Here is a 26258-nt window from a genome sequence, read left to right as displayed (position 1 = left end):
GATGATGTGAGAGGTTACTGACACACCCGGCCCCTTTGCCATGGGGACGAACGTCGGAAAATTTTCACGGAGTATGTCCGATACCAAATTGGGCGATAGAAGGAGGGACTAAAATGGCAAAGCAAAAAATTCGTATTCGCTTGAAAGCTTACGACCACAGAATTCTTGATCAATCCGCAGAGAAGATCGTTGAAACAGCAAAACGTTCCGGTGCTGGTGTATCCGGGCCGATCCCGCTGCCAACTGAGAAGCAAATCATTACTATTCTCCGTGCGGTGCACAAGTACAAGGATTCCCGTGAACAGTTTGAACAACGGACTCACAAACGTTTGATCGATATTGTGAACCCAACACCACAAACTGTGGACGCCTTGATGCGCTTGGATCTGCCGTCCGGTGTAGATATCGAAATCAAATTGTAATACTAACATTAGGAACTTAGGAAAAGAAAAGAGGTGTCAACATGAAAGGTATCTTGGGAAAAAAACTCGGTATGACTCAAGTGTTTACTGCAGAAGGTAACGTAATTCCTGTTACTGTTATCGAAGCTGGACCTTGTGTGGTACTGCAAAAGAAAGACCTGAATATCGACGGATATGAAGCAGTGCAGTTGGGCTTTTCCGACAAGAAGGAAAGTCGCTCTAACAAGCCTGAACAAGGTCACGCCAAAAAGGCAAATGCAACACCTAAGCGCTACGTTCGCGAAATTCGCGGTGTTGATCTCGGGGCACTCGAGGTTGGACAAGAGCTTAAGGCTGACATTTTCGCAGAAGGCGAATTTGTTGACGTAACCGGTACAACCAAGGGTAAAGGTTTCCAAGGTGTTATCAAGCGTTGGGGACAAAGCCGCGGACCAATGGCTCACGGTTCCCGTTACCACAGAAGACCAGGTTCCATGGGTTCGATCCAAGCTAACCGTGTTCCTAAGGGCAAACGCCTTCCAGGTCACATGGGCCACACAACTGTGACGGTTCAAAAGCTTGAAATCATCCGTGTGGATGTAGAACGTAACGTATTGCTGGTTAAAGGCGCGATTCCGGGCCCTAAAAACAGCTTTGTGAAAGTGAAACAAACCGTTAAGAAATAATTCCTAAAGAAAGGAGGAACATGAAATGCCAAAAGTAACACTTTTTAATATCAGTGGTAGCGAAGTTGGCGAAGTTGAACTGAGTGAAACAGTATTCGGTATTGAGCCGAACGTGCATGTGCTGCATGAAGCTGTATTGCTGCAAAGAGCTTCCCTTCGTCGTGGTACACACAAAGTTAAAGGACGTTCTGAAGTGCGTGGCGGCGGACGTAAGCCTTGGAAACAAAAAGGTACAGGTCGTGCTCGTCAAGGCTCCATTCGTTCCCCACAATGGAAAGGCGGCGGCGTAGTCTTCGGACCAACTCCTCGTAGCTATTCCTGGAAACTGCCTAAGAAAGTTCGCCGTTTGGCTATCAAATCCGCGTTGTCTTCGAAAGTTCTCGATAAAGACATTATCGTATTGGATAGCTTGACATTGAATGCTCCGAAAACGAAAGAATTCGCAGCTATTCTGAACAATCTGAAAGTAGATCGCAAAGCGTTGATCGTAGCTGACAGCTACAACGATAACGTAGCTCTTTCCGCTCGTAACATCCCTGGGGTGAAATTCGTAGCGGCTGATGGCATCAATGTTCTTGACGTACTTTCGTACGACAAACTGATCATCACCAAGGAAGCAGTTCTGAAGGTAGAGGAGGTGTTCGCGTAATGAAAGATCCTCGTGATATTATCAAACGTCCGGTGATTACGGAGCGCACTTCCGAATACATGAGCGAATTGAAATACGCTTTTGAAGTGGATATTCGTGCTAACAAGACCGAAATCAAAAAAGCCGTTGAGGCTATTTTCAAAGTTAAAGTAGTTAGTGTGAACACAATGCGTGTACCTGGCAAACTGAAACGTTATGGCAAATACTCCGGATATACTCCAGAGTGGAAAAAAGCCATCGTTAAGCTGAGCCCGGACAGCAAGCCGCTTGAATTCTTTGAAGCGGTAGAATAATACTCTTAAAGTAAGGAGGGAAATATAGTGCCAATCAAAAAGTACAAACCGACCTCTCCGGCCAGACGCGCAATGTCCGTGTCTACGTTTGAAGAAATCACAACAAACCAGCCAGAGAAATCGTTGCTTGCGCCACTGAGCAAAAAAGCGGGCCGCAACAACCAAGGTAAAATTACGGTTCGTCACCACGGCGGCGGACACAAACGTAAATACCGTATTATCGACTTCAAACGTACGAAAGACGGCATACCTGGTAGCGTTGCTACAATCGAGTATGACCCGAACCGTACATCCAATATTGCTTTGATCCACTATGCTGATGGAGAGAAACGCTACATCATCGCTCCTAAAGGCCTTAAAGTTGGGGATAAGATTGAGTCTGGCCCTAAAGCCGATATCAAAATTGGTAACACCCTTCCACTGGAAAACATTCCGGTTGGTACAGTTATCCACAACATTGAGTTGAAGCCAGGTAAAGGCGGACAATTGGTTCGTGCTGCTGGTACAGAAGCTCAATTGCTGGGTAAAGAAGAAAAATACGTATCCGTTCGCTTGAACTCCGGTGAAGTTCGTAAGATCCTGAGCGTTTGCCGCGCAACCATCGGTTCCGTAGGTAACGAAGATCACGAATTGATCAAAATCGGTAAAGCTGGACGCAGTCGCTGGCTTGGCCAACGTCCTGAAGTTCGCGGGGTAGTAATGAACCCTAACGATCACCCACACGGTGGTGGTGAAGGCCGCGCTCCAATCGGACGTAAATCGCCTATGTCTCCTTGGGGTAAACCAACCCTTGGTTACAAAACGCGTAAGAAAAACAAGGCATCTGATAAATATATCGTTCGCCGCCGCACGAAATAAGACGCTTCTGGCAGTAAGTTAAGCGCGAAGCGTCGATTCGCGGTTTGAAGATTTGTCATGAAGGGAGGATTCATACATGGGTCGCAGTTTGAAAAAGGGACCATTTATCGATGGTTACCTGCTGAAAAAAGTTGAGGAACTGAACGCGGCAGACAAGAAAGTCGTTGTTAAAACTTGGTCCCGTCGCTCCACTATTTTCCCTCAGTTTATCGGACATACGTTTGGTGTATATGACGGCCGTAAACACGTGCCAGTATACGTAACGGAAGATATGGTAGGTCACAAATTGGGCGAGTTCGCGCCAACACGTACTTACAAAGGCCACGCGGGTGACGATAAGAAAACAAGAAGATAATTAAGTTCTTCGTTCGAGAGGAGGGAAAACAATGGAAGCAAAAGCACATGCTAGATCGGTGCGCATTTCTGCTCGTAAAGCGAAATTGGTTGTTGACTTGATTCGCGGTAAGCAAGTTGGAGAAGCGATTGCAATTCTTCGCCACACTCCGAAGTCGGCTTCTCCAGTGGTTGAGAAGTTGCTTAACTCAGCAATTGCGAATGCTGAGCACAACTATTCTATGGACGTGAACAGCTTGTTCGTTAGCGAAGTTTTCGTTAACCAGGGTCCTACTATGAAACGTTTCCGTCCACGCGCCATGGGCCGCGCTAGCCGGATCAATAAACGCACAAGCCACATTACTTTGGTGGTATCTGAGAAATAAGGGAGGGATAACGTGTGGGTCAAAAGGTAAATCCAGTCGGACTCCGGGTCGGAATTATTCGTGACTGGGAATCTAAATGGTATGCAGGCAAAGATTTCGGTACTCTTTTAATGGAAGACGTCAAAATCCGTGAATACCTTAAAGGCAAATTGAAAGATTCCGCTGTTTCCCGCATCGAGATCGAAAGAGCGGCAAACCGTGTGAACGTAACAATTCATACTGCTAAGCCAGGTATGGTTATCGGTAAGGGTGGCGCAGAAGTAGAAATTCTTCGTAGCGCAGTTACTGCTATTGCCGGCGGTAAGAAAGTACACATCAACATCAATGAAATCAAACACCCTGAATTGGATGCAATTCTGGTTGCTGAAAGCATTGCACAACAATTGGAGCGTCGCGTATCGTTCCGTCGTGCTTTGAAACAAGCGATTCAAAGAACTATGCGTTCCGGTGCAAAAGGGATTAAAACACAAGTTGGCGGACGTCTTGGCGGCGCTGAGATTGCCCGTTCAGAAGGTTATAGCGAAGGAACAGTTCCACTTCATACGCTTCGTGCCGATATCGATTACGGAACGGCTGAAGCACATACAACTTACGGCCGTATCGGCGTAAAAGTATGGATCTACCGTGGAGAAGTTCTTCCCCCAGCTAAGAAACAAGCTGCTCAGGAAGGAGGCAACTAATCATGTTGGTACCAAAACGCGTTAAACACCGCAAGCAACAACGCGGTCACATGAAAGGTATGGCAAAAGGCGGCACCACGCTGAACTTCGGCGAATTCGGTCTGCAAGCTCTGGAGCCATCTTGGATCACTAACCGTCAAATCGAAGCTGCACGTATCGCGATGACACGTTACATCAAACGTGGTGGTAAAGTGTGGATTAAGATTTTCCCGGATAAGCCAATTACTCAAAAGCCTCTTGAGGTTCGTATGGGTAGTGGTAAAGGTAACGTTGAGAAATGGGTAGCCGTAGTTAAACCGGGCAAGATTATGTTCGAACTCGGAGGCGTGTCGGAAGAAATCGCTCGTGAAGCGATGCGTCTTGCCGCTCACAAGCTGCCTGTTAAGACTAAGTTTGTGAAACGTGAAGAAGTGGGTGGTGAAGCAAATGAAAGCTAATGAACTTCGCAACTTAACCACTGCCGAGATTGAACAAAAGATCGCCGGATTCAAGGAAGAGCTTTTCAATCTCCGTTTTCAATTGGCAACTGGCCAACTGGACAACCCGACTCGGATTCGTGATGTGCGTAAGGAAATAGCTCGTGCTAAAACCATTATCCATCAAAGAGTACTTGGGATTAGTTAAGTGATGGCGGATTTTATATCCGTATTCAGGAAGGAGGCTAACTATGAGCGAAGAGCGTAATGCACGTAAAGTGCTGGTTGGTAAAGTAGTCAGCGACAAAATGGATAAAACCATCGTAATTGCTGTTGAAACCTATAAGAAGCACAACTTGTATCACAAACGCATCAAGTCCACGAAGAAATTCAAGGCACATGATGAAGAGAATGTAGCTAAAATTGGTGATGTCGTTAAAGTCATGGAAACTCGTCCATTGTCGAAAGACAAACGTTGGAGACTGGTTGAAGTGGTAGAAAAAGCGATTATTATCTAAGATAATGGGCAAAGCCTTTCCGGAAGGAGGAAAATATAATGATTCAACCATTTACACGTTTGCATGTGGCTGACAACTCTGGTGCGAAGGAACTGATGTGTATCCGCGTACTGGGTGGTACTGGACGCCGTACAGCAGCAATTGGCGATCTGATCGTTTGCTCGGTAAAACAAGCAACACCAGGCGGCGTTGTCAAAAAGGGTGATGTAGTTAGAGCGGTTGTTGTTCGCACTAAGCGTTCTGTACGTCGTAAAGACGGTTCTTACATCTCTTTTGACGAAAATGCAGCTGTTGTTGTTAAAGACGACAGAAGCCCACGCGGAACGCGTATCTTCGGACCAGTTGCTCGCGAACTTCGCGATAAAGACTACATGAAGATCGTTTCCTTGGCACCGGAAGTTATCTAATACACACGGTTTTAATAAACCGAAGGTTAGTCATAGGAGGTGTAATAAATGCCTAGAGTGAAAAAAGTTCTGGAATCCCATAACAATAAACTGCACGTGAAAAAAGACGACGTGGTGATTGTGATCAGCGGGAAAGACAAAGGTAAAAAAGGTCGTGTCATCGCTGCTTACCCTCGCCAAAACCGAGTCCTGGTAGAAGGCGTGAACTTGGTGAAAAAACACCAAAAGCCGAACCAGTTGAATCCACAAGGTGGAATCATCGAGCAGGAAGCTTCGATCCATGTGTCCAACGTAATGCACATTGATCCGAAGAGTGGTAAAGTAACCCGCATCGGTTACAAAGTATTGGATAACGGTAAGAAGGTACGGGTTGCTAAGAGATCCGGAGAAATTATCGACTAATCAGCCCTAAGGAAAGGAGGAAAATCTTCATGGCAGCAAGAATGAAAGAACGTTTTCTGAACGAAATTACTCCTGCTTTGATGCAGAAGTTTAACTATTCGACTGTTATGCAAGTACCTAAGATCGAGAAGGTTGTCATCAACATGGGTGTGGGTGACGCTGTTCAAAACTCGAAAGTACTTGATGCAGCAGTTAACGATATGCAATTGATCGCTGGTCAAAAGCCAGTAATCACTAAAGCTAAAAAGTCCATCGCCGGTTTCAAACTGCGCGAGAACATGCCGATCGGGGTTAAAGTAACACTGCGCGGAGATCGCATGTACTACTTCCTGGACAAATTGTTCAACGTAACGCTTCCACGCGTACGTGACTTCCGTGGTATTTCCAACAAGGCTTTTGACGGCCGTGGTAACTACACACTGGGTCTTAAAGAACAATTGATCTTCCCAGAAATCGAGTATGACAAAGTGGATAAAGTCCGCGGTATGGACATCGTTATCGTAACGACGGCAAAGACGGACGAGGAATCCCGTGAGTTGCTTACGCAACTGGGAGCGCCTTTCGTAAAATAAGGTCGGTTCATCCATTTCTCCGAAACTGTTTAGGAGGTGTCAGGCTAAGTGGCAAAAACTTCGATGAAAGTTAAACAACAACGCGAACCTAAGTTCAAAGTACGTGCTTATACACGTTGCGAGCGTTGTGGTCGTCCACATTCGGTACTGCAAAAGTTCAAAATTTGCAGAATTTGTTTCCGTGAATTAGCTTATAAAGGCCAGATCCCTGGCGTGAAAAAAGCAAGTTGGTAAGAAGTTTATAAACGGGAAGGAGGTTTACACACATGACTATGTCTGATCCTATTGCAGATATGCTTACTCGTATTCGTAACGCTAACATTGTGCGTCACGAGACAGTAGAAATGCCTGCTTCTACAATGAAAAAACAAATCGCGGACATCTTGAAGCGTGAAGGCTTCATTCGTGATGCTGAATTCGTTGAGGATAGCAAACAAGGGATTATCCGTATCTTCTTGAAATACGGCCCTAACCAAGAGCGCGTTATTTCTGGACTGAAAAGAATCAGTAAGCCAGGCCTTCGCGTTTACACGAAGAGCAATGAAGTTCCTCGTGTACTCGGCGGCCTTGGAATCGCGATTATCTCCACATCCAAGGGAGTTATGACCGACAAAGAAGCTCGTCAATCTAAATCGGGCGGAGAAGTTGTCTGCTACGTTTGGTAATAAACGTCACAAGATAAGGAGGTGCAACACATGTCTCGTATTGGTCGCAAACCAATCGCAGTACCTAGCGGTGTAGATGTCACTTTGGACAACGCCGTTATTACAGTAAAAGGTCCAAAAGGCACTTTGACTCGTGAGCTTCATAAAGACATGAAGATTACAGTTGAAAATAACGAAATCACTGTTGTTCGCCCGTCGGATAACAAATTGCATCGTTCACTTCACGGCACAACCCGCTCCGTTGTCAGCAACATGGTGAGTGGTGTGACTGAAGGTTTTTCGAAATCTCTGGAACTGGTTGGGGTCGGATATCGTGCAAGCAAATCCGGAGATAAAATCGTTCTGAACGTTGGTTACTCCCACCCGGTTGAAATTACACCGGAAGCGGGTATCGAGTTCGAAGTTCCTGCGAACACGAAGATCATCGTTAAAGGTATCGACAAAGAACGCGTAGGCGCTTATGCTGCCAAAATCCGTTCCGTACGTGAACCTGAACCGTATAAAGGTAAAGGTATCAAATATGAAGGCGAGCGTATCATCCGCAAGGAAGGTAAAGCCGGTAAGAAGAAATAATCGGCCCAATCTTAATTGTAAGATACCCCGTGCATCTTAAAGTGAAGCTGTTTACGGCAAACTGAAGGGAGTGAAAGGGAAGCATGATTACAAAAGAGGACAAAAACAAGGCTCGTCTCAAGAGACACCTGCGTGTTCGTAAGAAAATTCAGGGTACTACTGAGCGTCCACGTTTGAATGTGTTCCGTTCTTCGAAACACATCTACGCTCAATTGATCGATGATGTTACAGGCGTTACTATCGTATCTGCCTCTACACTTGATAAAGAACTGAGCGGTAGCATCGGTAATGGCGGTAGCGTTGAAGCTGCAAGCAAAGTAGGCCAATTGGTCGCTGAGCGCGCTAAAGCAAAAGGTCATACAGTGGTTGTATTTGACCGCGGTGGATACTTGTACCATGGACGGATTCAAGCATTGGCAGATGCAGCTCGCGAAGCTGGTCTTGAATTCTAGAATAATTCTTAAAAGGAGGTTAACGACTTGCGTGTAGATCCGAACAGTTTAGAGCTGACAGAAAGAGTTGTACACATTAACCGGGTTGCTAAAGTTGTAAAAGGCGGACGCCGTTTCAGCTTTAGTGCATTGGTTGTTGTGGGCGATGGCAACGGCTACGTCGGAGCGGGTATCGGTAAAGCCGGCGAAGTTCCGGAAGCCATCCGCAAAGGTATTGAAGATGCCAAGAAAAACCTGATTCACATTCCAATCGTAGGAACTTCGATTCCTCACTTGGTTACTGGTCACTTCGGCGCAGGACGCGTGTTGCTGAAACCAGCATCCGAAGGTACGGGCGTTATCGCTGGCGGACCAGTTCGTGCGGTATTGGAATTGGCAGGCGTTGGCGACATCTTGACAAAATCTTTGGGTTCTTCGAACTCCATGAATATGGTCAATGCAACTTTGGAGGGTCTTTCCCGTCTGAAGCGCATTGAAGAGGTCGCGAAACTTCGCGGCAAATCTGTCGAAGAACTGCGCGGTTAAGGAGGGGAACGTCAATGGCAAAATTGCAGATTACCCTCGTACGCAGCGTAATTGGACGTCCTGAAACACAACGTGTTACAGTTAAGACGCTCGGCCTGCGTAAACTCAATTCGACAGTGGTTCACAATGACAATCCCGCAATTCGCGGAATGATCAACAAAGTGAGCCATTTGGTATCTGTTACTGAAATCGAAGGCTAAATCCTTCGTAATAAATTAACAACAATAAGGAGGTGCAAACGATGAAGTTACATGAACTTGCTCCTGCTCCAGGGTCCCGTAAAGAACGCAACCGCGTTGGTCGCGGTCCTAGTAGCGGTAACGGTAAAACTTCCGGTCGCGGTCATAAGGGTCAAAACTCCCGTTCCGGCGGTGGTGTTCGCCCGGGCTTCGAGGGTGGTCAAAACCCACTCTACCGTCGTCTGCCTAAACGTGGTTTCATCAATCCTACCCGTAAAGAGTACGCGATTGTGAACCTGGAAGATCTGAACAACTTCGCAGAAGGAACAGAAGTAACTCCTGCGTTGTTGCTGGAAACTGGCGTTGTCAAGAACTCCAAGAGCGGTATTAAAATCCTCGGCAACGGCGAACTATCCGTTAAATTGACTGTACAAGCAAATAAGTTCTCTCAATCTGCGGTAGAGAAAATCCAGGCTGCCGGCGGTAAAACCGAGGTGATCTAATGTTCAAGACGCTTAAGAATATATGGCATGTTGAAGATTTGCGCAAAAAGATCCTTTTTACCCTGTTCGTTTTGATCATCTACCGCATTGGTTCGTATGTGCCGGTTCCTGGAGTTAATAAGGATATCTTGCAATCGGCTAATCAGACCGGTGAAGCATTGATGAGTCTTTTGAACACCTTCTCCGGAGGAGCGCTCAAGAACTTCTCAATATTTGCGATTAGTATCTACCCGTACATCACAGCATCCATCATCGTGCAGTTATTGTCGATGGATGTTGTTCCTAAGTTTGCTGAATGGGCTAAACAAGGGGAGCACGGGAAAAAGCAATTGGCCCAAATTACGCGGTACGGTACTGTAGTATTGGCGCTAATTCAAGGCTTTGCCACTTCTATAGGTTTTAACCGAATCTATAGTGCACAGATGATGCCTAACGCTACCTTTGCCGATTACTTACTGGTTGCCATTATCCTGACGGCAGGTACTTCCTTCTTGATGTGGCTAGGTGAACAAATCACCGAAAAGGGTATCGGAAACGGGATTTCGATCCTGATTTTTGCGGGAATCGTCGCAGGCGTTCCGGGACATATAGCAGCTACGGCTCAGTCCAGCTTTATTCAGCCGGATCAGACGTTCCTGAATATTCTTAAAGTCGTGATTGTTGTGATCGTGCTTGTGGCTATTGTTGCAGGAGTAATCTTTGTACAACAAGGTATACGGAAAATTCCTGTACAATATGCCAAACGCGTAGTCGGCAACAAGATGTATGGTGGACAGAACACGCATATTCCGCTGAAGATTAACGCAGCGGGCGTTATCCCTGTCATTTTCGCTGTGTCCTTACTGCAATTCCCAGTTGTTATCTCCAACTTCTGGTCAACACATGAGTGGGCAAAATGGGTTGCTGGCAACCTGAAGTTTAATGAGCCCCTCGGCATGGTTCTGTATATTGTGATGATCATCGGATTTACGTTCTTCTATACGTTCGTTCAGATGAACCCACAGCAGATGGCTGACAACATGAAGAAGAATGGTGGATACATTCCGGGAATTCGTCCTGGTAAAGCAACGGAGAAATACTTGACCAAGGTAATGTCCCGTCTGACGATGTCAGGCGCGCTGTTCCTGGCTGTAATATCCGTACTTCCTGTATTCTTCGGGAAGATTTCCGGGTTGCCTGACTCGGTTCAGATTGGTGGTACATCGATTCTGATCGTGATCGGGGTAGCATTGGATACAATGAAACAGATTGAGAGCCATTTGATTAAACGCCATTACAAAGGCTTCATCAATAAATAGGCGATAGGTTCCGGTGAGGCTTAAGAAACGAAGACTTCCCGGCACCTATTGTGCTGTTTCTTGCTTGGTGGCGAATCTTGGAGGGAGAGAGAAATCGTGAACTTTTTATTCATGGGCCCTCCTGGGGCAGGCAAGGGAACACAAGCAGCTGTAGTCGTGAAAGAACTTGGTATTCCTCATATCTCAACTGGAGACGCCTTCCGCTTGGCAATCAAGCAGGAAACTCCAGTGGGACTTCAGGCCAAGTCCTATATCGATCAAGGTTTGCTTGTACCAGATGATGTGACCATTGGAATCGTGGAAGAACGGCTGCAGCAGTCCGATTGCGAAAAAGGTTTTTTATTGGACGGTTTTCCAAGAACCCTTTCGCAAGCGGAAGCGCTGGATGGAATCCTGAGTCGTTTGAACACTTCCTTGGATCATGTGATCAACTTGAATGTTGACCGCGGCCTGCTTATGGCACGTCTTACGGGACGTAGAATCTGCAGCGTGTGCGGAGCATCCTATCATCTGATCTTCAATCCGCCAAAGCAAGAAGGCATTTGCGACATTGATGGCGGTGAGCTGTATCAACGTCCAGATGACAATGAAGAGAGCGTAGGAAAGCGTCTTGATGAGTACGACAACAAGACAGCGCCTTTGCTCGCGTTTTATGAGAATAAAGGTCTTTTGCGTCAGGTGAACGGGGAAAACGAAATCGATGTCGTTTCTTCCGAAATAGTGTCTTTACTGCGAGGTTAGTGTAATGATCATATGTAAGTCCGAACAGGAACTTGCCTTTATGAGGGAAGCTGGTCGAATTGTTGCCGAGAGTCACCGTTTGATATCACAGGCTATTGAGCCAGGGATCACAACCGGAGAGCTCGACAGAATTGCAGATCAATACATTCGCAGTCAAGGTGCTGTGCCGTCTTTCAAAGGTTACAACGGTTTTCCTGCCAGCATTTGCGCTTCAGTCAATGAACAATTGGTGCATGGATTTCCGGGTAAACGCAAGCTGATCGAAGGCGATATTATTTCGCTGGATATCGGCGCAGAGTACCGCGGTTATCACGGTGATTCCGCCTGGACCTACGGGGTGGGCAGCATTTCCGAAGAGGCTCAGCGTTTGCTGGACGTTACGGAGGGCTCCCTGTACGCAGGACTGGCGTTAGTTAAGCCGGATGTGCGCTTGTTTACAATCTCCCACGCCATACAGAAATACATTGAAGAAGCCGGGTTTTCGGTGGTACGCGAGTATGTTGGTCATGGCATTGGGGCAGAACTGCATGAAGAACCGCAAATTCCGAATTATGGCATAGCGGACCGCGGACCAAGGCTTAAACCTGGCATGGTGCTGGCGATTGAGCCGATGGTAAACGTGGGTGAACGGTATGTCAAAACGCTGGAAGATAACTGGACGGTCGTTACGGTAGACGGTTCATTGTGTGCTCATTTTGAACATACAGTAGCAGTTACTCCGGACGGCATGGAAATTTTCACAAAACTGAATGCGTAGGTGATCTTCATTTGAGTACTGGGAGCAGCCCGCAGGTTGGTCAATTGGTGAGAATTCTCAAAGGCAAGGATGCCGGAGAGGCTGCCATTGTTATCGCAGTTGTTGACAGCAGATTTGTATACATTGCCGATGGGGACAAACGGAAGTTTGACGTGCCGAAGAAGAAGAATATTCTTCATCTGGAGCTCATACCTTTCATCAGCAGTGAGGTTGTGGACAGTTTGAAAGAGACCGGAAGGGTGACCAATGGAAAGCTGCGTTTTGCAGTGACGAAGTATGGTGATCCGGAAGGAATAAGCGCGAAAGAGAAAGGAGACTAACTGTGGCTAAGGAAGATGTCATTGAGGTGGAAGGTACGGTCATTGAACCGTTGCCGAATGCAACATTTAAGGTTGAGCTGGAAAACGGTCACCAAATTCTTGCCCATGTATCCGGGAAATTGCGGATGCACTTTATCCGTATACTGACCGGAGACAAAGTCGTCGTGCAGTTATCGCCTTATGATTTGACTAAAGGTCGTATAACTTACCGTAAATAGATGGGAACTACGAAATAAGTTTTGCTCCGCAAAACTAAGCGTATGCTTTCGAACCCAGTTTTACTTATGTAAAACTTTTAGGAGGTAATTAGCATGAAGGTAAGACCTTCTGTAAAGCCCATTTGCGAGAAATGCAAAGTCATCCGCCGCAAAGGGACTGTTATGGTAATTTGCGAAAATCCGAAACACAAACAAAAACAAGGTTAAGAAGGGGGTGTAGCGTAAAATGGCTCGTATAGCTGGAGTGGATTTGCCACGTGACAAACGCGTTGAGATCGCCTTGACTTATATTTTCGGAATCGGTAAAACGACTTCCCAGAAAATTCTTAATGAAACAGGCATTAGCGCTAATACACGTGTCCGTGATTTGACGGAAGATGAAGTCAGCAAACTGCGTGAAACGATCGACAAGACAGTTAAGGTTGAAGGTGACCTTCGTCGTGAAATTTCCTTAAATATTAAGCGTCTGTCCGAGATCGGTTGTTACCGCGGTGTTCGTCACCGTCGTGGATTGCCTGTTCGCGGTCAACGTACCAAAACGAATGCCCGTACCCGGAAAGGCCCGCGTCGTACGGTAGCAAACAAAAAGAAATAATAAGGGGGGATAAGAGACAATGGCTAAACCGAAAAAAGTCGTACGTACCAAACGTCGCGACCGTAAAAATATCGAGAGTGGCGTGGCACACATTCGTTCCACGTTCAACAACACCATCGTTACCATCACGGATCCTCACGGTAATGCAATTTCCTGGGCTAGCTCCGGCGGCCAAGGATTTAGAGGTTCCCGTAAATCGACTCCATATGCAGCGCAAATGGCAGCCGAGACAGCAGCGAAAGCCGCTATGGAACACGGCATGAAATCCGTTGAAGTTATGGTTAAAGGACCGGGCGCGGGCCGCGAAGCAGCCATCCGTTCCCTTCAAGCCGCTGGTCTTGAAGTTAACCTCATTAAAGACGTTACTCCAGTTCCTCACAATGGATGCCGTCCGCCAAAACGTCGCCGCGTATAGTGAAATCAGTATCGTGATTGTGGTATAATTCTGACGCATCTGCTAATAATAGGTGTTTAGGCATACTACATGATGCACCTGATGGGTGACAGTTTCATATAGGAGCGACGTTTGAAGGAGGGGTACACTCGTGATAGAAATCGAAAAGCCGAAGATTGAGACCGTAGAAGCCAATGAAGAAGGAACCTATGGGAAATTCGTAGTTGAACCGCTGGAACGTGGATATGGCACGACTCTGGGGAACTCGCTTCGCCGGATCCTGCTGTCCTCCCTGCCGGGAGCCGCAGTAACTTCGGTCCAAATTGACGGTGTTCTGCATGAGTTCTCCACCATTCCTGGCGTAATGGAAGATGTGACGGAAATCATTTTGAACCTGAAAGCTCTCTCCCTGAAGATTCATTCCGATGAGGAGAAAGTGTTCGAGATTGATGCTGAAGGGGAAGGCGTCGTGACCGCAGGTGATATCCGTGCGGACAGCGACGTTGAGATCCTGAACCCGGATCTTCATATTGCAACGCTGGGACCTGGTGCGAGACTTCACATGCGAATTTTTGCAGGCCGTGGCCGTGGCTATGTCCAAGCGGATCGGAACAAACGCGAAGACCAGCCAATCGGTGTTATCCCGGTTGACTCCATCTACACCCCTATCTCACGTGTTAACTATGTCATTGACAACACTCGTGTTGGGCAAGTAACCAACTATGACAAATTGACGCTTGAGATCTGGACAGATGGTAGTATTAGACCGGAAGAGGCTGTAAGCCTCGGAGCCAAAATTTTGAACGAGCACCTCGTATTGTTCGTAGGACTTACGGATGAAGCGAAAGACGCCGAAATTATGGTCGAAAAAGAAGAAGACAAAAAAGAAAAAGTGCTTGAGATGACAATCGAAGAGCTTGATCTTTCTGTCCGTTCCTACAACTGCCTCAAACGTGCCGGTATCAACACCGTGCAGGAGCTTACCACGAAAACGGAAGAAGATATGATGAAGGTGCGTAACCTTGGTCGTAAATCTTTGGAAGAAGTTCAGGAGAAGCTTGAGGAACTCGGTTTGGGTCTCCGTACAGAAGAATAGCGATCAGATTGCTATAGTAAAGGAGGGAATGAAATGGCATACCAAAAATTGGGCCGTGATTCCAGCGCGCGTAAAGCTTTGTTTCGCGACTTGGTAACGGATCTGTTCTTGTATGAGCGTATCCAAACAACGGAAGCCAAGGCGAAGGAAGTTCGTTCCATCGCTGAGAAACTAATCACTAAAGCGAAAAAGGGCGATCTTCATGCTCGCCGTCAAGTAGCTGCATTTGTACGTCGCGAGACTGTCGATGGCGAACAAGATGCAATCCAAAAATTGTTCTCTGATATTGCTCCTCGTTACACAGAGCGTCCAGGTGGATACACTCGTATCATGAAACTGGGACCTCGCCGTGGCGATGCTGCGCCTATGGTTTACCTTGAGCTGGTAGACCGCGCGTAGTAACGGAGGTATTGATTTCCGGTAACCCCAGAAATCATTTTCCTCGGAAAATGGTTGATGGAAAGATCAGTGTTATTGTGCAGCAGGGGCTTATAGGCCCTGCCGTGCAACTAACCGCGGGAATCGCCTTGTTAGAGTAGAAGGAGCTCCCGCAGGGGCTCTTTTTTTTGTAAAGGAGAATGGAATGCGTAATCTATTGATGAAGGTCAATTATGACGGAACGACTTATGATGGCTTTCAGACCCAGCCACAGGGCAATACGATTCAAGACCGGCTGGAAGAGGCTATACTCAACTTGACGGGCGAAAACCTCAAGATACACGCTTCAGGACGCACGGATGCTGGAGTACATGCTTACGGCCAGCCGTTCAATTTCATCACCTCCTCGCAAATTCCGGTGGAACGCTGGTGTCTGGCCCTGAATGCGAGATTGCCGCAAGATATAGTGGTTACGGAAGCGAGAGAAGTCTCGCTGTCGTTCCATTCCCGGAGAAGCGCAAAGCGCAAGACCTACCGGTATACGATTAACGCGAATCAGTTCCCGGATCCTTTTCAGAGACGCTGGCAGCTGCATCATCCGGGTATTCTGGATGTATCGGCCATGCAGCAGGGATTGGCCCATCTTCTGGGTACGCATGACTTTACTTCCTTTGCTTCAAGGCATTCGACGAAGACTTCACATGTTCGAACGATCTATGAAGCGCATATGGAGGTAGACAGAAGTATGTGCAGGCCGAATCCCCGGGATCAGGGAGTTATTCATGTTTTTATTACCGGAAGTGGGTTCTTGCAGCATATGGTCCGCATAATTATGGGGACGCTGCTTAATGTGGGTGAAGGGAAGTACTCTGCGGATAAAGTAGCACATATTCTGGCAGCCTGCGATCGTGGTGCAGCAGGCCCTACGGCTGTGGCTAAAGGGCTGATGCTGTGGAGTGTAGAATATGAAGAGGCCGATTATAAAAAAGCAGATTGAAGCTTAAGTTTCACTTGCACTTGTGATGCTTATACTGTAAAATAAAAGTTGTGTTTTCTTGATGGCTATCCCACAGCCCCGATCAAGATTACACCAACAAACTGCTTTACACTAACATTCACAATTGTAATTCAATGAGAAACAAGATATACGAAACAGAAGATTTTCGTACGAGAACAAGGAGGAAACATTCATGCGTACCACCTATATGGCGAAGCCAAACGAAGTTGAACGCAATTGGCACATCATTGATGCCGAAGGCAAAACACTTGGTCGTTTGGCAAGCGAAGCCGCTGCTTTGATCCGCGGCAAACACAAACCGCAATTCACTCCACACGTTGATACAGGAGATTTCGTAGTTGTTATCAACGCTGAGAAAATTGAATTGACTGGTAAGAAATTGGAGAACAAAAAGTACTATCGTCACTCGATGCACCCGGGCGGATTGAAAGTTACTACTGCTGGTGAATTGCTTAAGACTAAACCTGAGCGTGTTCTTGAATCTGCTGTTCACGGTATGATTCCTAAGACTCGTCAAGGCAATCAAATGAAGTTGAGATTGAAAGTCTATGCAGGCGCTGAGCATCCACATGCAGCACAAAAACCTGAAGTTTACGAACTTCGCGGATAAGAATAAGGGAGGACAGTTTCATGGCACAAGTACAATACTATGGGACAGGTCGTCGTAAACATTCGGTAGCACGTGTTCGCCTTGTACCGGGTGAAGGACGCATTGTCATTAACAAACGCGATATCAACGAATATTTCGGTTTGGAAACACTCAAACTGATCGTAAAACAACCTTTGAACCTGACTGAAACCCTGAACAGCTACGATGTAATCGTACTGGCTCATGGTGGCGGTATCTCTGGTCAAGCTGGCGCAATCCGTCACGGGATTTCCCGTGCATTGCTGAAAGCTGATCCTGAGTTCCGTCCATCGCTGAAGAAAGCCGGCTTCCTGACTCGTGACCCACGTATGAAGGAACGTAAGAAATACGGCCTTAAAGCAGCTCGTCGTGCTCCTCAGTTCTCGAAACGTTAATTTTTATACAAGAAGACCCTTTTCCTATGGAGATGGGTCTTCTTTTTATATTAGTATTCTCTTATCGATTTGTTTATTTCATCCAAATTTATTGACATCTTCAGGGAAAGTTATATACTATTCCATATAAAAATAGTTGGGATTAATCAAGTTTTTCTATAAGGATGGGGGATATGTTTAATGAACCTGCTTGAAAAAGAAGATTTGATCAAGATCAAAGCTGAAGAACTGGAGAATGCTTCTCCTGAAGAAATCATCCGCTGGGCGGTCGAGACGTTTCCGAATATAACGTTTGCCTGCAGCTTTGGTGCTGAAGATGTCGTGCTGGTGGATATGCTTCAAAAAGTTAGCCCTTCTACAGATATTTTTTACCTCGATACTGACTTCCACTTCCAAGAAACCTATGAGACCCGAGATTTGATTTCCGAAAAATATGGCCTGGAGTTTGTCCGTGTAGCTCCGCAAATCACTCCGCAGGAGCAAGCACTTCAGTACGGTGAAGCGCTATGGAGTACAGATCCCAATCAATGCTGTGCTATCCGTAAAGTTGAGCCGCTTACGCGAATTTTGTCTCAATATGAGGCATGGATAACCGGAATCAGACGCGATCAAGCGCCTACCCGTGCCAATGCCAAAAAAGTCGAATATGATTATAAATTTGGTCTTGTTAAATTTAATCCAATTGCTAACTGGACAAGTGAAGATGTCTGGAACTACATCCGTGAGAACAATGTGGTCTATAACCCACTGCATGACCGTAATTACCCGAGCATCGGTTGTGAGTATTGCACAAGACAGGTTATGCCTGGTGAAGACCCGCGTGCGGGACGTTGGTCAGGTTCTGAAAAAACCGAATGCGGATTGCATAAATAAGGCATACTGCCGCGACAACACAGAAGGGGAGAGTATCAATGACTTCAATACTTCCGCATGGCGGAACATTGGTTAGGCGTGTAGTAGAAGGGGCAGAGCGGGAACAACTGCTGCAAGCCTCTGTTCATAACAAATCCATTGCCATTAACACATGGACAATTTCTGATCTGGATCTTATCGCTGTAGGAGCATTTTCTCCGCTCACGGGATTTCTGAACGAACAGGACTATCAATCTGTTGTGCATAATATGCGTCTGGCTGACGGTACAGTGTGGAGTATACCAGTTACCTTGGCCTTAGACGAAAAAGTAGCGGCAACCCTTAGTATTGGCGAACAGGTAACACTGGTTGGGGAAGAGGACGGTGTAACCTACGGTTTGCTGAACGTTGAAAGTATATATAATGTGGATCAGAACGTGGAAGCACAGAATATTTTCAAGACTACAGACCCTGAGCATCCAGGATTTAGCAAATTAATGTCACGTTCCGCTACCTATGTTGGAGGCCCGATTACAGTATTGAACCGTCCGCAGCCAACGAAGTTCGGAGAATTCTACTTTGACCCCTCGGAGACTCGTAAAATATTTGCGGATAAGGGCTGGAGAACGGTTGTAGGCTTTCAGACACGCAATCCGGTGCACCGCGCCCATGAGTATATTCAGAAGTGCGCTATGGAGGTTGTAGACGCACTGTTCCTGAACCCGTTGGTTGGAGAGACCAAGTCGGATGATGTTCCGGCCAATGTACGGATGAAAAGCTACCTGGTTCTTTTAGAGAATTATTATCCAGAAGATCGAACTTTTCTAGGTGTATTTCCGGCAGCCATGCGTTACGCAGGACCACGGGAAGCGATTTTCCATGCCATAGTACGTAAAAACTACGGCTGCACTCATTTCATTGTTGGACGTGATCATGCGGGAGTGGGCGACTACTATGGAACTTATGAAGCACAGGAAATCTTTGCGAACTTTACCGCTGATGAACTTGGTATAACGCCATTATTCTTTGAACATAGTTTTTTCTGCAAAAAATGTGGCAATATGGCTTCGAGCAAGACTTGCCCGCATCCAGGAGAAGATCATTTGACCTTGTCTGGTACAAAGGTACGAGGGTTGCTGCGTGAGGGTACTTGTCCGCCACCTGAATTCACCCGCCCGGAGGTCGCTCAGGTGTTAATTGAAGGGATGTCACCGGAGGCCTCGGTTCGATAATGCAAAGCCAGTAATAATTGACCCTCTTGTCCCATATAGATGAGTAGAATCTATCGGGACGAGGGGGTCTTTGTTATGTCTGGCCGAAAGAACAGTAAAGTCTCGGTCTGGATCTCATGGAGCAGTATCAGAAAAGGTATGCTCGGCATAGCCTTATTGGCATTGATGATTGGAATCATTGCTTATGATATGCCCACAGCTAAAACAACGAATTATTGGAGCTTACCGTTGTCGGGCAAAGTCATCGCTATAGATGCTGGCCATGGAGGACCGGATGGCGGTGCTGTTAGCCGGGAAGGGCTGATTGAGAAGGATATCAATCTGGCGGTATCTCTTTATCTACGGGATTATCTGCAGCAAGCCGGTGCCATTGTGGTGATGACCCGTGAGGGCGATTACGACTTGGCTCAGAATGATACTAAGGGCTATGCGAAGCGCAAGACAGAGGACCTAAAGCGACGGGTCAGAACGATTGAGGAGAAGCGGGTGGATCTGTTTGTCAGTGTTCATATGAACAGCATTCCCTCCAATCGCTGGAGCGGAGCACAAACCTTTTACTATCCAAATAACAAAGATAACAAGCCATTGGCCGATTTCGTACAGGCTGAGCTAAGAAATACACTGGAGAACACGGATCGTGTGGCCAAGACGGTTAACACGGTGTATCTGCTGAAGGCGCTGAAGATACCGTCCGTGCTTGTGGAAGTCGGTTTTCTGTCGCATCCTCAGGAGTCTCTGCTGCTTGGGGATGATGTATATCAGCGTAAAGTAGCTACCAGTATATACCGGGGAATCCTCCGATACGAGTCGGAGCAGCCGGGTAAGGACTACTCTTCTGCAGAAAGGTAATGCTATAATAAGACAAAAACACCGGAGCATTCCTGTCCGGAGTGAAACTGAGGTGCTTTCCATGCTGACCAGGGAACAAATTCAGGAACTTTTGCAGAACATTAAAGACCCGGAAACCGGAAAAAGCCTTATCGAGCTGCAATTAATTCGTGACATAATGATTAAAGAAGACCGAGTCTCACTTTCCATTGTCTGTCTGGATTCAGAAGAGCAAAAACGCATGGAGTTGGAACAGCAGGTGCGGGATTTGTTGGAGAATGGCGGTGCGGGGAATGTGCATATCCGGCTTAGGGATGCCACAGACTATGAGCGCTCGCTCCATAGGAGTGGCCGTTCCGAGGAAGCTGAAGCGGAGCATGACGTTAAGCTTAAAAAAGGCCATGCGGCCGGTCTTGATGATCATGAGCTAATCAGTCCGGAATCAGGTGTGAAGTTTATTGCTGTAGCCAGTGGTAAAGGCGGTGTAGGGAAATCGACCGTTACAGTCAACTTGGCGGTAGCCCTGGCCCGTAAAGGTAAGAAGGTAGGCCTGATCGACGCTGATATCTACGGCTTCAGTGTTCCAGATATGATGGGCATTGAGGAAGGGCCGGTGGTCGAAGAAGGGACTATCATTCCTGTGGAACGTTTTGGTGTAAAAGTGATGTCCATGGGCTTCTTCATCCGTGAGAACAGTCCTGTCATTTGGCGTGGACCGATGCTTGGCAAGATGCTGCGTCAATTCGTCAGTGATGTAGGCTGGGGAGAATTAGATTATATGTTGTTGGATCTTCCCCCTGGAACAGGTGATGTGGCCCTGGACGTGCATCAGATGCTCCCACAGAGCAAAGAGATCATCGTGACCACTCCGCATGCCACAGCGGCCTTTGTAGCCGCCAGAGCGGGCGCTATGGCTTTGCAGACCGATCATGAGGTGATCGGGGTAATTGAGAATATGTCCTATTACGAATGCTCAGCCTGTGGAGAGAAGGAATACATCTTCGGACGCGGAGGCGGTGCCAGACTGGCGGAGACTTTACATACTGAGCTTTTGGCTCAGATTCCACTCGGGGCACCAGATAATCATATCTCGGAGCCGGATTTCTCTCCTTCAGTATATAAAGCAGAGACAACGGCAGCCTTGTTATTTGCTGAAGTAGCGGACAAGCTGATCGCTAAGTATGAGGAAGAGTAAAGCAATTTCACATAAAAAAGAAGAAGAGGCCATTTCTCCGTTTCGCGGGGGAAAGGCCTCTTTTTTGTATATTATTTAGGATCCGGAATCTTCGCCTCCGCCTCCACCGCTATCTTGTTTTCCACCTTCGCCGCCTTGCCCTCCGCCCTCTTTCTTCTGAGCCTTCGGCTGAAGCTCTTCTTGAACCACGGTCTTCAAAAGATTGAGTACTTCCATGCGGAACAGAGGATTCTGCATCGCATCCTGCATAATGGTCATCGTTTGCTTGCGGTAGTCTGGGGTTTTGGTGAGATCCAGATACATCTTCGTCATTTCTGGAGACTTCATAATTTCCCCAACCGATTTCTGGTACGAAGGGTCCTTGATCAGCTGTTGATGGAGTTCTTTACTTTGTGTATTAATAGCCTTGGCGAACTCACCCGCAAACTTCGGGTCTTTCATGATCTTCTCGAGTTCCTTTTTATACTCCGGCGCTGTCAGGGTATCCTTGACTGCCGTACGAATTTGTTCCGTGGTCTGAAGCGGCATCATTTTCATACTCATTCCGCTCCCACCACCTTCACCACCTCCGGAGCTGGGACTCGAAAGCGCCTCCTCGACTGCCTTTTTCCCATCATCACTTTTTAATATATCAACAACCATGGTCTTCATTTCCTTGTAACTGCCTTGTCCTGAGGAAGAACTGCTTTGCTCGCTTCCGCAGGCCGTCAAGGTCAGAACCAAGCTCAATGTGAAACAGGTGAAGCCCATCGTCCTCCATTTCATTGGCACTGCCCTCCTTTGTAGGATTTTGATATGTAGTATGCCGCTTGAGAATACATTTAATGTCACAGAGCAATGGTTTTTTGACGGTAACCTTGGTAAAATAAATCTGACATGAGGGGGGTGAACTGGCTGAGCATTAAAAAGTGGTTTTATTTATTTTGGACAACGCTGCTTATAGGGGCGGCCGGGGCTGTTATTGCCGGTCTTGCACTACAGGCAGTGAATGGCAAGATTGATTTTAAAAGCACCGCAGATTTTCTGCTGTACCCGCTTATTTTATTGGGGTATGGAATGCTAGTCAGCGTTTATTCCCAGCTTGGTTTTTTCGCTTATCTGATTCTGAATTACATGGGTATCGGTGTATTTCCACGAAAAGCCTGGCAGTACATACAACTGGTGTTGGCCGTGCTCGCCTTGCTGGAACTCGTTTTCTTGCGCTCTGTCGTGGGTGGGGAACGAGACGTAACGTCAGATCTGTTCTTGGGGATTCTGATTCTGTTATCCGCTATTGTTGTGACTTATTTTAAGGTAAGAAGCACGAACTTCTCTGCCTGGATTCCGACTTTTTTCTTTATGACAGCGATTACTATCGTAGAAACCATCGGCGTGCTTCGTATTGGCGTTGACAGTGCCACCGTATTTATTATTGTTCCTTTGATCGCCTGCAATGCCTTCCAAATCCTGATGCTTCACCGTGTTTTGAAGCTCAAGGCTGCCTGAAGGAGAATGTGCTGAACCCCTCGTTTCCTTATCCTGCAAGGAGGCGGGGATTTTTATTTTATGTGGGAAGAACGGTTAAAAACAGAAGCTAGAGGGTAATCTCAGAAAGACGCTGTTATTGCGGATTCATCTTAATGGGGAGGGGAATATATGGGCATTAAGCGCTATATGATAAAAGACACAAATGAAATCTCGCTGAGCAAACTGGATCCGGGTGAAAAGGGGTCGTTCAAATCGAAGGAAGAGGCAAGTGCGGAGACGGAGCGGCTGAAAGAGCGGCTTGCGGAACTTCAGGACATTCTTTTTGCTCAGAAAAAACACTCATTGCTCGTGATCCTGCAAGGCATGGATTCCAGCGGGAAGGACGGAACAGTTAAGCATATTTTCTCGGGACTCAATCCCCAAGGTTTCACGGTCACCAGCTTTAAGAAGCCTACGCTGGATGAAGCGGCGCATGATTTCTTGTGGAGAGTGCATCAAAAGACGCCACCCAAGGGCTATATTTCTGCCTTTAATCGCTCCCATTATGAGGATGTGCTGGTTCCACGTGTACACGGTGGTCTGACCAAAGAAGAATTAAAGAACCGTTTCCGCTATATCCGCCAGTTTGAGGAAATGCTTGTTGAAGAAGGAACGACAATCATCAAGCTCTTTTTGCATATTTCCAAGGAGAAGCAAATGGAGAAAATTCAGGAGCGTCTCCATGATCCCAAGAAACACTGGAAATTTGATGTCAGTGATTTGCAGGAGCGGGAGTATTGGGATGATTACCAGAAGGCGTACGAAGATGTTTTCCGGGAGAGCAGTATAGCAAAAGCACCATGGTATTGGATTCCGGCCAATCACCGGTGGTACCGCAATTATTTGGCTCTATCCATTGTAGTAAAGACGCTGGAGGGTCTTGATCTGAGTTATCCGAAACTGGACACCCCCACACCCGACATCTCGGAGCTCATTTCGCCACGTCATTAAGATTTGAGGATTAGGCCTATTGTGCAGTCAGCGGTACCACAGGGAAGGCAATTCAGGTATTACATGCCAGCTGCATCCTCCAGCCGGTCGTTCAGCCAAGCAGAATCCCGGACTTCCTTGCCTTCAGTGCTGCCTTGGCTCAGAAGCTCGGATACGGTAACGAATTCATAACCTTGGGCGCGCAGCTCATCAATAATTCTGGGGAGGGCCTCGTGTGTCTGTTTACAGGAGTCGCTGGCATGCAGAAGCACGATATCTCCCGGATGAGCTTTTTTCGTCACACGGTTAACGATATTGTCTACGCCGATATTTTTCCAATCCAGAGAATCAGTGTCCCATTGAATCACTTTGTAACCGAGATCGGTGGCCACCTGCAGCACTCTTTTGTCAAAGTCGCCATTAGGCATACGAATCAGATTCGGTTCCTTCCCAGTCAACTCGGTCAATACGGTGTGAGCGGTGCTGATTTGCGTACGAATTTCCTCGTTGCTCAGTGTGCTGTAATTGACGTGCTTGTGCCCGTGACTGCCAATCTCATAGCCCGCATCTTTGATGCTTGTCACAATATCGGGGTGAGTTTTGCTCCATGGCGAGGATAGGAAGAAAGTTGCCTTATCCACTTTTTTGTCTTCCAGCACCTTCAGAATAGGTCCAGGCCTTTTCTCTCCCCAGCTAATATCAAACGTCAGGGCAATCAGCTTCTTCTCCGTCGGTATACTGTAGATCGCGGCAGGGGGGGCGGCTTGAGAAAACACCGTAATATTACCCCTCTCGACATACACTACACCGGCAGCAAGCAGCGCAGCAGCGAAGATATAAAAGAACCTTTTGATCTTCTTGCCGCTAAATACATAAAAAGAATTCATAAATGACAGCGCTCCTCTCCCCAGCAAATGCTTGTTTGTTCTAAATGTATGCTCGTACCGTCATGTTATGACCCTCGGTATGGGGAGATCGCTAATATCAGGAGGTATATATGCTATCGTTCTTCACTTTTGCCAAAGATCTTAAATCTATCCGAAAGGCATTGCTGTTCTCATTGCTGCTATTCGCCCTTGGTATAGTGATAGGTTGGATCGGTACAGAAGGTTTGGAAAAGCTGCTTATGCAGCAACTGGAGGGGCTCAGAACAATTAGTGGAACGCTTAAGGAGTCGTCCAATCCCCAATGGAGCTTCTTTGTATTTATATTTTTGAATAACAGTATCAAAGGTGTTGTCATTATCTTTCTCGGAGCGTTGTTTGGCATACTGCCAGCGTTATTCCTCTTAATCAATGGTGCGGTGATCGGCTATATTGTGCACTTGTCTGCACTTCAAGGTCAGGATTTGTTCTCGTTGATTGTAAAAGGATTGCTGCCGCACGGGATTATCGAGATCCCCGCTATTATTATTGCTTGCGCTTTTGGACTGCAGTTTGGAGCTAGGGTGGTTGCCAGTATCTTCAGAAGATCAGGGAGAAGCGGGGCTAGGGGAGAAGATTGGTCTTTCTTTATGAGACAGACATTAACGGCATCCATATGGATCGTTATCCTGCTGTTTGTTGCGGCTATTATTGAGAGTACAATTACATTTTCTCTTTTATCATAAAATATCTGGGAAATGAGCATAACATTAGAGTCATGTATTTAAGGAAAGTGGGTAAATAAAAGGTAAGCAACTTCAACTGTGCCATACCGGCAAATGAACTACTTTTCTATAACCATCAGTTTCTGCATTTGAGAAATTGTAAAATGAAACCCTTGCGAAGGAGGCCAAGCATATGTTGGGGATGTTGTTCAACGAGAAGGAGTGCAAGGAACTGGACTATGTTTTGCGCAAAGAGCTGGATGAGATGCTGTTAGATTTGAGCGATCAACGCTTGGACCAGAATATCAGGCATGCTATCGCCAACCGCTATAAAACGGTATTTCGTATGTATGCGCGTTTTGCTCCCCAGAAGGAGCTGTCCAAGTATGCTTGGGGCGGGAAGTCCTCACAGTTCAAGCATTAAAGAGAAAGGCAATAGTAAGAGTTAAGACAAATGAAAAAAAAGATAAAATAATAGCTTGACGAAAAGGGGGGCGCCATGATAAATTATATCTCGCGCCCCTTTTGGTTATCAAAAAAGGTGAACGCAGGCAAGAAAAACGAAAAAAACTTTTTTCAAAAAAACACTTGCCAAAAAGCACAACAGTATGATATATTATAAAGGTCGCTGCTGAGACATTAAGCGGCTGACAAACAAGAAATTGATCTTTGAAAACTGAACAACGAGTGAGTATCGAATTCACGCAAGTGAGTTCACAAATGAGAATTTAATTCTCGTCAGATGTTTCAAAATGAGCAATCGCTCTTTTCGATAAGTTTTCGGATGGTTA

Annotated in this window: 44 protein-coding genes; 42 read left to right on the top strand and 2 right to left on the bottom strand. The window is 46.7% G+C overall.

Annotation, left to right across the window (positions count from 1 at the left end):
• The first annotated feature begins 113 nt into the window (after positions 1-113).
• The 38 genes from rpsJ (at position 114) to AC3Y23_RS27375 (ending at position 21443) form a co-directional block, all read left to right on the top strand.
• The gene (gene rpsJ, locus AC3Y23_RS27560; protein ID WP_017692074.1) at positions 114-422 is read left to right on the top strand and encodes a 30S ribosomal protein S10; all 309 of its coding nucleotides are present in this window, start codon (positions 114-116) and stop codon (positions 420-422) included.
• A 41-nt stretch (positions 423-463) separates the two neighbouring features.
• A complete protein-coding gene (gene rplC / locus AC3Y23_RS27555; protein ID WP_066367635.1) occupies positions 464-1087 on the top strand; it encodes a 50S ribosomal protein L3 in 624 nt (207 codons plus the stop codon).
• A 25-nt stretch (positions 1088-1112) separates the two neighbouring features.
• Positions 1113-1736, top strand: a complete 624-nt coding sequence (gene rplD / locus AC3Y23_RS27550; RefSeq protein ID WP_379205187.1) for a 50S ribosomal protein L4 — start codon at positions 1113-1115, stop codon at positions 1734-1736.
• A complete protein-coding gene (rplW, locus tag AC3Y23_RS27545; RefSeq protein ID WP_019908225.1) occupies positions 1736-2029 on the top strand; it encodes a 50S ribosomal protein L23 in 294 nt (97 codons plus the stop codon). Before rplD ends, rplW begins: the two co-directional genes overlap by 1 nt.
• A gap of 27 nt (positions 2030-2056) precedes the next feature.
• Positions 2057-2887, top strand: coding sequence for a 50S ribosomal protein L2 (gene rplB / locus AC3Y23_RS27540; protein WP_066367631.1), 831 nt, complete (start codon positions 2057-2059; stop codon positions 2885-2887).
• Positions 2888-2963: 76 nt separating this feature from the next.
• Positions 2964-3242 carry a 30S ribosomal protein S19 gene (gene rpsS, locus AC3Y23_RS27535; RefSeq protein WP_019908227.1) on the top strand — a complete coding sequence of 93 codons (279 nt, stop codon included), beginning with the start codon at positions 2964-2966 and terminating at the stop codon, positions 3240-3242.
• Between the two features lie 31 nt (positions 3243-3273).
• Positions 3274-3606, top strand: coding sequence for a 50S ribosomal protein L22 (gene rplV / locus AC3Y23_RS27530; protein WP_019908228.1), 333 nt, complete (start codon positions 3274-3276; stop codon positions 3604-3606).
• 14 nt (positions 3607-3620) lie between these two features.
• Complete coding sequence (rpsC, locus tag AC3Y23_RS27525) at positions 3621-4286, top strand: 30S ribosomal protein S3 (RefSeq protein ID WP_175370343.1); 666 nt, start codon at positions 3621-3623, stop codon at positions 4284-4286.
• 2 nt (positions 4287-4288) lie between these two features.
• Positions 4289-4723, top strand: a complete 435-nt coding sequence (gene rplP / locus AC3Y23_RS27520) for a 50S ribosomal protein L16 (protein WP_379205183.1) — start codon at positions 4289-4291, stop codon at positions 4721-4723.
• Entirely contained in the window at positions 4713-4910 is a 198-nt protein-coding gene (rpmC, locus tag AC3Y23_RS27515; protein WP_066367623.1) for a 50S ribosomal protein L29, read from the top strand. Before rplP ends, rpmC begins: the two co-directional genes overlap by 11 nt.
• Positions 4911-4953: 43 nt before the next feature.
• Positions 4954-5220 carry a 30S ribosomal protein S17 gene (gene rpsQ, locus AC3Y23_RS27510; protein WP_066367620.1) on the top strand — a complete coding sequence of 89 codons (267 nt, stop codon included), beginning with the start codon at positions 4954-4956 and terminating at the stop codon, positions 5218-5220.
• Between the two features lie 38 nt (positions 5221-5258).
• Positions 5259-5627 carry a 50S ribosomal protein L14 gene (gene rplN, locus AC3Y23_RS27505; RefSeq protein WP_066367616.1) on the top strand — a complete coding sequence of 123 codons (369 nt, stop codon included), beginning with the start codon at positions 5259-5261 and terminating at the stop codon, positions 5625-5627.
• Between the two features lie 48 nt (positions 5628-5675).
• Complete coding sequence (gene rplX, locus AC3Y23_RS27500; protein WP_379205180.1) at positions 5676-6029, top strand: 50S ribosomal protein L24; 354 nt, start codon at positions 5676-5678, stop codon at positions 6027-6029.
• Between the two features lie 29 nt (positions 6030-6058).
• Complete coding sequence (rplE, locus tag AC3Y23_RS27495; RefSeq protein ID WP_379205178.1) at positions 6059-6601, top strand: 50S ribosomal protein L5; 543 nt, start codon at positions 6059-6061, stop codon at positions 6599-6601.
• A 48-nt stretch (positions 6602-6649) separates the two neighbouring features.
• Positions 6650-6835, top strand: coding sequence for a type Z 30S ribosomal protein S14 (locus AC3Y23_RS27490; RefSeq protein ID WP_036589425.1), 186 nt, complete (start codon positions 6650-6652; stop codon positions 6833-6835).
• A gap of 32 nt (positions 6836-6867) precedes the next feature.
• Positions 6868-7266, top strand: coding sequence for a 30S ribosomal protein S8 (rpsH, locus tag AC3Y23_RS27485; RefSeq protein WP_039877390.1), 399 nt, complete (start codon positions 6868-6870; stop codon positions 7264-7266).
• A 30-nt stretch (positions 7267-7296) separates the two neighbouring features.
• Positions 7297-7839: a 50S ribosomal protein L6 gene (rplF, locus tag AC3Y23_RS27480; RefSeq protein ID WP_379205175.1), complete on the top strand. Its 543-nt coding sequence runs from the start codon at positions 7297-7299 to the stop codon at positions 7837-7839.
• Between the two features lie 83 nt (positions 7840-7922).
• A complete protein-coding gene (gene rplR / locus AC3Y23_RS27475; protein WP_379205173.1) occupies positions 7923-8291 on the top strand; it encodes a 50S ribosomal protein L18 in 369 nt (122 codons plus the stop codon).
• A 27-nt stretch (positions 8292-8318) separates the two neighbouring features.
• Complete coding sequence (gene rpsE / locus AC3Y23_RS27470) at positions 8319-8816, top strand: 30S ribosomal protein S5 (RefSeq protein ID WP_066367590.1); 498 nt, start codon at positions 8319-8321, stop codon at positions 8814-8816.
• 14 nt (positions 8817-8830) lie between these two features.
• Positions 8831-9016: a 50S ribosomal protein L30 gene (rpmD, locus tag AC3Y23_RS27465; RefSeq protein ID WP_175370341.1), complete on the top strand. Its 186-nt coding sequence runs from the start codon at positions 8831-8833 to the stop codon at positions 9014-9016.
• A 41-nt stretch (positions 9017-9057) separates the two neighbouring features.
• Positions 9058-9498: a 50S ribosomal protein L15 gene (rplO, locus tag AC3Y23_RS27460; RefSeq protein ID WP_066367583.1), complete on the top strand. Its 441-nt coding sequence runs from the start codon at positions 9058-9060 to the stop codon at positions 9496-9498.
• Entirely contained in the window at positions 9498-10796 is a 1299-nt protein-coding gene (gene secY / locus AC3Y23_RS27455) for a preprotein translocase subunit SecY (protein WP_379205169.1), read from the top strand. The genes rplO and secY overlap by 1 nt, the downstream gene beginning before the upstream one ends.
• 96 nt (positions 10797-10892) lie before the next feature.
• Entirely contained in the window at positions 10893-11537 is a 645-nt protein-coding gene (locus AC3Y23_RS27450) for an adenylate kinase (protein ID WP_379205167.1), read from the top strand.
• Between the two features lie 4 nt (positions 11538-11541).
• Positions 11542-12294, top strand: coding sequence for a type I methionyl aminopeptidase (gene map, locus AC3Y23_RS27445; protein ID WP_379205165.1), 753 nt, complete (start codon positions 11542-11544; stop codon positions 12292-12294).
• An 11-nt stretch (positions 12295-12305) separates the two neighbouring features.
• On the top strand, positions 12306-12614 hold the full coding sequence (locus tag AC3Y23_RS27440; RefSeq protein WP_379205163.1) for a hypothetical protein: 309 nt from the start codon (positions 12306-12308) through the stop codon (positions 12612-12614).
• A gap of 2 nt (positions 12615-12616) precedes the next feature.
• Complete coding sequence (infA, locus tag AC3Y23_RS27435; protein ID WP_006212898.1) at positions 12617-12832, top strand: translation initiation factor IF-1; 216 nt, start codon at positions 12617-12619, stop codon at positions 12830-12832.
• Positions 12833-12925: 93 nt separating this feature from the next.
• A complete protein-coding gene (rpmJ, locus tag AC3Y23_RS27430) occupies positions 12926-13039 on the top strand; it encodes a 50S ribosomal protein L36 (RefSeq protein ID WP_003322638.1) in 114 nt (37 codons plus the stop codon).
• Between the two features lie 19 nt (positions 13040-13058).
• Positions 13059-13427, top strand: coding sequence for a 30S ribosomal protein S13 (gene rpsM, locus AC3Y23_RS27425; RefSeq protein WP_379205160.1), 369 nt, complete (start codon positions 13059-13061; stop codon positions 13425-13427).
• Positions 13428-13446: 19 nt separating this feature from the next.
• Positions 13447-13842 (top strand): 30S ribosomal protein S11, encoded by a 396-nt coding sequence (gene rpsK, locus AC3Y23_RS27420; RefSeq protein ID WP_066367554.1) that lies wholly within the window; start codon positions 13447-13449, stop codon positions 13840-13842.
• Positions 13843-13972: 130 nt separating this feature from the next.
• Entirely contained in the window at positions 13973-14917 is a 945-nt protein-coding gene (locus AC3Y23_RS27415; RefSeq protein ID WP_066367546.1) for a DNA-directed RNA polymerase subunit alpha, read from the top strand.
• A gap of 33 nt (positions 14918-14950) precedes the next feature.
• Positions 14951-15316 (top strand): 50S ribosomal protein L17, encoded by a 366-nt coding sequence (gene rplQ, locus AC3Y23_RS27410; RefSeq protein ID WP_066367544.1) that lies wholly within the window; start codon positions 14951-14953, stop codon positions 15314-15316.
• Positions 15317-15500: 184 nt separating this feature from the next.
• Positions 15501-16292 carry a tRNA pseudouridine(38-40) synthase TruA gene (gene truA / locus AC3Y23_RS27405; RefSeq protein WP_379205156.1) on the top strand — a complete coding sequence of 264 codons (792 nt, stop codon included), beginning with the start codon at positions 15501-15503 and terminating at the stop codon, positions 16290-16292.
• A 193-nt stretch (positions 16293-16485) separates the two neighbouring features.
• Entirely contained in the window at positions 16486-16923 is a 438-nt protein-coding gene (rplM, locus tag AC3Y23_RS27400; protein ID WP_066367540.1) for a 50S ribosomal protein L13, read from the top strand.
• Positions 16924-16943: 20 nt separating this feature from the next.
• Positions 16944-17336 (top strand): 30S ribosomal protein S9, encoded by a 393-nt coding sequence (rpsI, locus tag AC3Y23_RS27395; RefSeq protein ID WP_175370335.1) that lies wholly within the window; start codon positions 16944-16946, stop codon positions 17334-17336.
• A 180-nt stretch (positions 17337-17516) separates the two neighbouring features.
• Positions 17517-18209: a phosphoadenylyl-sulfate reductase gene (locus AC3Y23_RS27390; protein WP_379205153.1), complete on the top strand. Its 693-nt coding sequence runs from the start codon at positions 17517-17519 to the stop codon at positions 18207-18209.
• 38 nt (positions 18210-18247) lie between these two features.
• The gene (sat, locus tag AC3Y23_RS27385; RefSeq protein ID WP_379205151.1) at positions 18248-19420 is read left to right on the top strand and encodes a sulfate adenylyltransferase; all 1173 of its coding nucleotides are present in this window, start codon (positions 18248-18250) and stop codon (positions 19418-19420) included.
• Positions 19421-19495: 75 nt separating this feature from the next.
• Positions 19496-20269, top strand: a complete 774-nt coding sequence (gene cwlD / locus AC3Y23_RS27380) for an N-acetylmuramoyl-L-alanine amidase CwlD (protein WP_379205149.1) — start codon at positions 19496-19498, stop codon at positions 20267-20269.
• A gap of 61 nt (positions 20270-20330) precedes the next feature.
• Positions 20331-21443 (top strand): Mrp/NBP35 family ATP-binding protein, encoded by a 1113-nt coding sequence (locus AC3Y23_RS27375; RefSeq protein WP_379205147.1) that lies wholly within the window; start codon positions 20331-20333, stop codon positions 21441-21443.
• Between the two features lie 75 nt (positions 21444-21518).
• Here AC3Y23_RS27375 and gerD read toward each other — a convergent pair whose 3' ends face one another.
• A complete protein-coding gene (gene gerD / locus AC3Y23_RS27370; protein WP_379205145.1) occupies positions 21519-22208 on the bottom strand; it encodes a spore germination lipoprotein GerD in 690 nt (229 codons plus the stop codon).
• Positions 22209-22337: 129 nt separating this feature from the next.
• On the opposite strand from gerD, the gene AC3Y23_RS27365 reads away from it, so the two are divergent.
• Complete coding sequence (locus AC3Y23_RS27365) at positions 22338-22928, top strand: KinB-signaling pathway activation protein (RefSeq protein WP_379205253.1); 591 nt, start codon at positions 22338-22340, stop codon at positions 22926-22928.
• Between the two features lie 168 nt (positions 22929-23096).
• Positions 23097-23900 carry a PPK2 family polyphosphate kinase gene (locus AC3Y23_RS27360; RefSeq protein ID WP_379205143.1) on the top strand — a complete coding sequence of 268 codons (804 nt, stop codon included), beginning with the start codon at positions 23097-23099 and terminating at the stop codon, positions 23898-23900.
• Between the two features lie 59 nt (positions 23901-23959).
• On the opposite strand, the gene pdaB is transcribed toward AC3Y23_RS27360, so the two are convergent.
• The gene (gene pdaB, locus AC3Y23_RS27355; protein WP_379205140.1) at positions 23960-24766 is read right to left on the bottom strand and encodes a polysaccharide deacetylase family sporulation protein PdaB; all 807 of its coding nucleotides are present in this window, start codon (positions 24764-24766) and stop codon (positions 23960-23962) included.
• A 110-nt stretch (positions 24767-24876) separates the two neighbouring features.
• On the opposite strand from pdaB, the gene AC3Y23_RS27350 reads away from it, so the two are divergent.
• Together AC3Y23_RS27350 and AC3Y23_RS27345 are read left to right on the top strand one after the other, a co-directional pair.
• Positions 24877-25488 carry a stage II sporulation protein M gene (locus tag AC3Y23_RS27350; RefSeq protein ID WP_379205138.1) on the top strand — a complete coding sequence of 204 codons (612 nt, stop codon included), beginning with the start codon at positions 24877-24879 and terminating at the stop codon, positions 25486-25488.
• Positions 25489-25660: 172 nt separating this feature from the next.
• Entirely contained in the window at positions 25661-25891 is a 231-nt protein-coding gene (locus tag AC3Y23_RS27345; protein ID WP_066367494.1) for a hypothetical protein, read from the top strand.
• Positions 25892-26258: the final 367 nt, after the last annotated feature.

It is taken from the genome of Paenibacillus sp. MAHUQ-45 (assembly GCF_058133325.1).
This window is presented reverse-complemented; position numbering and strand designations above follow the sequence as displayed.